At 38.3% G+C, this 5,344-nt stretch carries 5 protein-coding genes and 3 pseudogenes; 5 read left to right on the top strand and 3 right to left on the bottom strand.

The annotated features are described in order from the left end of the window. Positions 1 to 43 precede the first annotated feature (43 nt). Positions 44 to 772 carry a DUF3120 domain-containing protein gene (locus tag F6K13_RS16625; protein ID WP_339379404.1) on the bottom strand — a complete coding sequence of 243 codons (729 nt, stop codon included), beginning with the start codon at positions 770 to 772 and terminating at the stop codon, positions 44 to 46. 353 nt (positions 773 to 1,125) lie between these two features. Between F6K13_RS16625 and F6K13_RS16620 the strand changes: the two genes are divergently transcribed. Beyond that, complete coding sequence (locus F6K13_RS16620) at positions 1,126 to 1,962, top strand: undecaprenyl-diphosphate phosphatase (protein WP_240038865.1); 837 nt, start codon at positions 1,126 to 1,128, stop codon at positions 1,960 to 1,962. Between the two features lie 120 nt (positions 1,963 to 2,082). Here the strand turns inward: F6K13_RS16620 and F6K13_RS16615 are convergent, their stop codons facing one another. Both F6K13_RS16615 and F6K13_RS16610 read right to left on the bottom strand, forming a co-directional pair. Next, positions 2,083 to 2,568: an allophycocyanin subunit alpha-B gene (locus F6K13_RS16615; RefSeq protein ID WP_124144190.1), complete on the bottom strand. Its 486-nt coding sequence runs from the start codon at positions 2,566 to 2,568 to the stop codon at positions 2,083 to 2,085. Between the two features lie 295 nt (positions 2,569 to 2,863). Then, positions 2,864 to 3,022: pseudogene (locus tag F6K13_RS16610) on the bottom strand (IS5/IS1182 family transposase); the annotation flags it as partial. A 140-nt stretch (positions 3,023 to 3,162) separates the two neighbouring features. On the opposite strand from F6K13_RS16610, the pseudogene F6K13_RS16605 reads away from it, so the two are divergent. The 4 genes and pseudogenes from F6K13_RS16605 to F6K13_RS35815 form a co-directional block, all read left to right on the top strand. After that, positions 3,163 to 3,258, top strand: a pseudogene (locus F6K13_RS16605) (helix-turn-helix domain-containing protein); the annotation flags it as partial. A 282-nt stretch (positions 3,259 to 3,540) separates the two neighbouring features. After that, positions 3,541 to 3,813: a hypothetical protein gene (locus F6K13_RS35210; RefSeq protein ID WP_205127596.1), complete on the top strand. Its 273-nt coding sequence runs from the start codon at positions 3,541 to 3,543 to the stop codon at positions 3,811 to 3,813. 191 nt (positions 3,814 to 4,004) lie between these two features. Further along, complete coding sequence (locus tag F6K13_RS16595; protein WP_124144184.1) at positions 4,005 to 4,535, top strand: hypothetical protein; 531 nt, start codon at positions 4,005 to 4,007, stop codon at positions 4,533 to 4,535. Positions 4,536 to 4,943: 408 nt separating this feature from the next. After that, positions 4,944 to 5,344: pseudogene (locus F6K13_RS35815) on the top strand (IS5 family transposase); the annotation flags it as partial.

The raw sequence follows: 5,344 nt of genomic DNA, 5'->3' as shown, positions 1-5,344 counted from the left end.
ATTTCTTCTTCTACTGCACCCCCTCTGACTATATTACTTAGTATTAGGCTAAACAAGCAGCTAATAGAAATAGACTGTCCACTAAAATTGTACTTAATACTGCTGCTCCAAAGGTCCAAAAGTATAACTTGCTTGATTGCAAAGGTACAAGACCAAAAAGCAATAGAATTCCCACCAAAACAAATATCCAAATTATTCCCCAGGAAGTACGTACTTGAGTTAAAGCATCTTGGAATACTTCTAAGGCCATATCTGGTTCAACTATCATTAATCGTCGCCAATAAGGAATAAGACCAGTTATGTAGAAGTATCCATCTGTAACTGCTGTACCTAGTAGAGAACCAAGGTAAAAACAGTTACCTATCATTTCTCTTTTGTGCGCCAAACACCATAAAGCAAAAGGTACACATATCGCCTCAACTGGTAAATGGAGGAGTGGTTCCTGTCGTAGCCAACCCCAGTATATTGATCCTGTGAACCAACTCCAAGTAAATCCCAATAATAGATCGCCCCATATATGGGTATCTCTATCTTTAAGTAGTTTTAAACTTAGCCATAACCAAAAGCCTGTCATAGCCAAACTTAACCAAGGTAGTTGACGTACCATTGGAGCTTGAAAAAAGACTGGCACTGACACTAGAAATATGGCAGTACAAAACACAGCCCATTTTTGGCTGATTCTAATTTTTTCAGCAACGCCGAAAAATAAATTTGTCCCAAATTTTTCTGGGTAAAGCATTGTGACTTTAGCAAACAAAGTATTATTCAACAAGATATTTTTAATATTTTTTACTTAAGTTTATCTAATTTAACATATCACATTTATTATCCCCTCCAGGGGCATCTTTGATAATAACAGGTATTTTATCCCCTCCTAGGGGATTTTTTAGGAAGAGTTAATAATAAACAAAAATCCTATGAAATAAAGAGTTTCCACTCCTCAAAACTCAAAAAAGTGGTGATACTTCTGATGCTATAATCGATTAATAGTTCTACTTCAAACCCTACTTAATGAAATTCTTATTTGCTGTTATTGTCAGCGCCCTAATTTTTATATCTTTAGACGACAAAGTAGGCCAATCATTGCCTTTGGACCCAGTTTCCACCTCTGAGCAGCTATCACAAATGAATATTTTTCAAGCAGTTATTCTAGGAATGGTGCAAGGATTAACAGAATTTTTACCTATTAGTAGTACGGCTCACCTCAAGATTGTTCCTGTTGCCCTGGGTTGGGGAGATCCTGGTGTGGCTTTTACCGCTGTGATTCAATTGGGCAGTATTTTTTCAGTTGTTTGGTATTTTTGGCAGGATTTGACAAAGATCGTGATTGGTGCATATAAATCTATAGTGACATCCGATTACCAGTCTCCAGATTTCCGAATGGCAGTTGGAATAGTACTGGGAAGCATACCAATAATACTTTTTGGGTTACTAATCAAAATATTTATTCCAGATTTTGATAACTCGGCCTTGCGCAGTACAGTGGCGATCGCTATTGCTTCAATAGTTATGGCTTTATTATTAGGAATAGCAGAGAAAATTGGCAGTCGAAAACGTAACTTTGAGCAACTAGATATTAAAGATGGCATACTCATGGGATTAGCTCAAGCATTGGCATTAGTCCCCGGAGTATCTCGCTCTGGCTCAACTATTACAGGTGGCCTATTTATGGGGTTAGAAAGGGCTACAGCAGCAAAATTTTCTTTTTTATTGGGTCTTCCAGCGATTACTTTAGCAGGTTTAGTTGAACTTAAGACTCTATTGGATGAGGGTTTTGGAGGTGTGGGTTTAGCACCTACTATTGCTGGAATTATATCTGCAATAATTTTTTCTTACGTAGCAATTGCTTGGTTGATTAGATACTTACAAACTAAAGATACATGGATATTTGTTTGGTATAGATTAGCTTTTGGGGTATTAATTTTAGTGGCGATCGCTGGTGGTGTGATGCAAAATAATTGAATAAATTTAAGTTGGGATTATTTTGACTTTTGTTGAAGTTTTAATCAGTCAAAACTCTAAAAATTGAACCCATCCAAGAATTCCTTAGATGGGTAGTCATGCTACAAAAAACAAAAAAACTTAGGACATAGCCTGAATGATATAGTCAAAGTAAGGAGCAGCTTCCTGAACATCTTCATCATCAAGTAAAGCAAGAGAAGCTTCCTTCAAACAACGGATTGACTCTACCATTCCAGGAACTGGTACACCCAATGAGTTGTACATTTCCCGAACACCAATCAAACCAATACTTTCAATTGGATCTTTATCACCAGCTAGTACCCCATAAGTAATCAAACGCAAGTACCAACCATAATCCCGGAGGCACAAAGCACGTTCCCGTTGACCAAAAGCATTACCACCAGGGGCAATAAAATCTGGACGCCTGCGCCACAACTCTTGACTAGCTTTGTCTACAATTCTTTTCTCATTTTCAGAAAGCACGCTAGCAATACGCACGCGCTGCTCGCCTGTTTTTAAAAAAGTATTTATGGCTTGAAGTTCCCCACTACTGGGATAACGTAATTCATCGTCTGCTTTGAGAATAACTTGGCTAACTACACTCATAATTATCAAAAAATTTCAGAATTATATTTCATTTTAGCTATTTACGACCTTTCTCAGTCATCAAATTTGAGGGATTTAATTTGAGAGATTTATTGGTATTGTTGAATAGCGGATATTAATTAGGAGTCAGTCCTCAGGAGTCAGGAGTCAGTCCTCAGGAGTCAGGAGTCGGGAATTCGGAGTCAGGAAGCAGGTAGCAGGAACTCAGGAATTCGGAGTCAGGAATTAACAAAGGTAGAAAAGAATTTTTATTACCTTTAATTTAATGGCTAAGAGCTGATTTATAAAGTAAATCTTAGCTAGCTAGTCGCCTAACCATAAGGTGAATTAAAGAGCCATAAATCATGGCTTCACTTACATCTGAATACACCTCATAATATGAGCTTAAACGTTGAAATCTATTCAAGCAACCAAAAGTGCGTTCAACAATCCATCTCTTAGGTAGTCGCTCAAAAGCATGGGAAGTTCTTTTGATCTAAATGTTGGCAGAAGACCCGCGCTCTCCTTGTCGGGAGCGTCGTATGGGAATGCCAATCAATGTTGTGGTTTCACACACAATATGTTAAAGCATAAAAAGTTTTTAGTAAGTTGTAGATGGTTGAAAAAGCGTACAAATTTAGGTTTTACCCAACTCCAGAACAGGAAAATCTGTTGCGGAGAACTTTGGGCTGTGTACGATTAATCTACAACGCAGAAATAAAATCAGGCCAGTCTGGTGACTACTGGGACGATAACTTAGCAGCTATTACTGAAAAGCGCAACCTTCAGATGCGTGATCATGTGAACAAAGCAGCTAGATTTGTGATCAACTGGTGCATTGAGCATCAAATAGGTACAGTAGTTTTTGGGTGGAATCAACGCCAAAAAGATAGTATTAACATTGGCAAAAAAATAACCAACAGTTTGTTCAAATACCTACAGCCAAGTTAAAAACCAAGATAGCTGAATTATCTGAGCAGTATGGGATTAAGTTTGTTGAGACTGAGGATAGTTACACGAGTAAGGCTAGTTTTAGTATCGGATGATTTTCTGCCGACATTTGGTGCGAAACCCGTTTGCGTAACATTCCGTAGGAAAAGGTGGGAGCCATCAGGAAAGCTTGTTAATTGTGGCTTGTATCGTTCTGCAAAAGGTCAAGTTATTAATGCTGACTGTAATGGTGCAGCCAGTATTATCAAAAAAGTAGCAACACAGCTAAGTCATATCATGTCCGGTAGCATCGGTATTAGAGTTGTCGCTAAATAAAGGAAAAAAATCACTCTAACCTAGACAGAGCAATAATTCCCATGATTTTTACTATTCAATATCTACAATCCTTACAGAACAAGGCTTTTGGGATTTTTTTTTAAGTTATAAAGCGACAAGTCTATTGATAAGTGCGATGAAGAAAAGAAAACAGTTATGCAGAAAACCGACTATCTTGGTAGACCTATTAGTTGGCAAAATTTAGACTTTTCAAAAGCTACTTTAATCGACTCAATGTGGAGACAGAGTTAAAACCATGGAAGACAGTAACTGACAATAAAATAATACCACCAACCAATCTTCCAGAACCTGTCAGATCTTTTATGGCATCTCATTTCAACAGGAGCTTAAGTTATTTCACCATTCAAAAAGTTAACCATGGAGATCAAGATAATTCTACGGCTATATCAATTAAATTTAAGCCTGGAGAGTATGATGATACGACACAAGAAGGGTTAACGAAAATTGCTGACAAGTTAGGTGATGCATTCAAAGTTCAAGATCCCAATAGTGACATTCAAGCGAGTATTTCTGAAGCCGTAACTAAGATCAAGAAGGAGTTACCTCAGAAGTCTGCATCTATTAAGAATGATTTGATAAAACTACGGCGACCACCACAAGTTAGCTATGCTGACCTTATTGCAGCTCGGAAAACTCCGTCTAGGTACATTACAGGAAGAACTCCCTCTCAGCTAGGAAGAAGACCTACCTCAAGACGATAATCACACAATTAACGTGGCTATGAAATTTAAGCCTAAGTAGGGCTTGCTGAAAAAGTCGCCCTGATGAGGGTAGGAGTCTCCTCCTCAGGAGTAGGTAGTCGGAAGAATTGTCTGTTGATTTTTCCGCCTCTGTCAGCTCATGCAAGTGAGAATTTTGAGCTAAACCCTCCTTTTAGCTTGCACTTTTTTTACCCCAAAAAGGCACTTTGGCTTTATCTATAAATGCTTTTAGACTTAATCAGCAAGCCCTAAGAGACTGTTTGTAAAGTTTTGTAAGGGAAAGCGATCGCCATAACGCAAAAGATAAGACAATGATAATTGTCATGATTTTCCCTCCTATGGAAAGAAAAAACTATCAAGCGTGACCTAACCAATGAACAGTGGGAAATTTGAAGGCGGCTGATTCCTCCACCCCATTCTGGTGGTAGGTCTGGAAGTGTCGATACAAGAGAAGTTATTAATGGTATTTTCTACCTCGTACACAACGGCTGTACATGGGGGGCACTTCCTCATGATTTACCACCTTGGCAAACCGTAGCTACCTATTTTTATCGTTGGCAACGCAGTGGAGTATGGAAAGAAATCAATGATATGTTACGTTTGCGTAGCATTCCGTAGGAAAGAAAAGTCAGAATCAAACAAGGAAGAACTGAAGAGCCATTTCTAGGGTATAATTGATTCACAGTCGGTAAAAACGACTGAAAAAGGGGGATTAGAGGTTATGATGCTGGTAAAAAGGTAAAAGGAAGAAAACGACACATATTAGTAGATACTCAAGGGTTGTTACTGAGTGTAGTTGTACATACTGC

Source organism: Okeania sp. SIO2B9, from assembly GCF_010672505.1.
Lineage (GTDB): Bacteria > Cyanobacteriota > Cyanobacteriia > Cyanobacteriales > Microcoleaceae > Okeania > Okeania hirsuta.
Note: the sequence above shows the minus strand (reverse complement) of the source record. Positions and strands in the feature narration are given on the sequence as shown.

What these genes read in the sequence shown, in the direction of transcription:
- F6K13_RS16620 (WP_240038865.1), top strand. Translation starts at nt 1,126, where the DNA reads ATGAATATTTTTCAAGCAGTTATTCTAGGAATGGTGCAAGGATTAACA.
- F6K13_RS16615 (WP_124144190.1), bottom strand. Translation starts at nt 2,568, where the DNA reads ATGAGTGTAGTTAGCCAAGTTATTCTCAAAGCAGACGATGAATTACGT.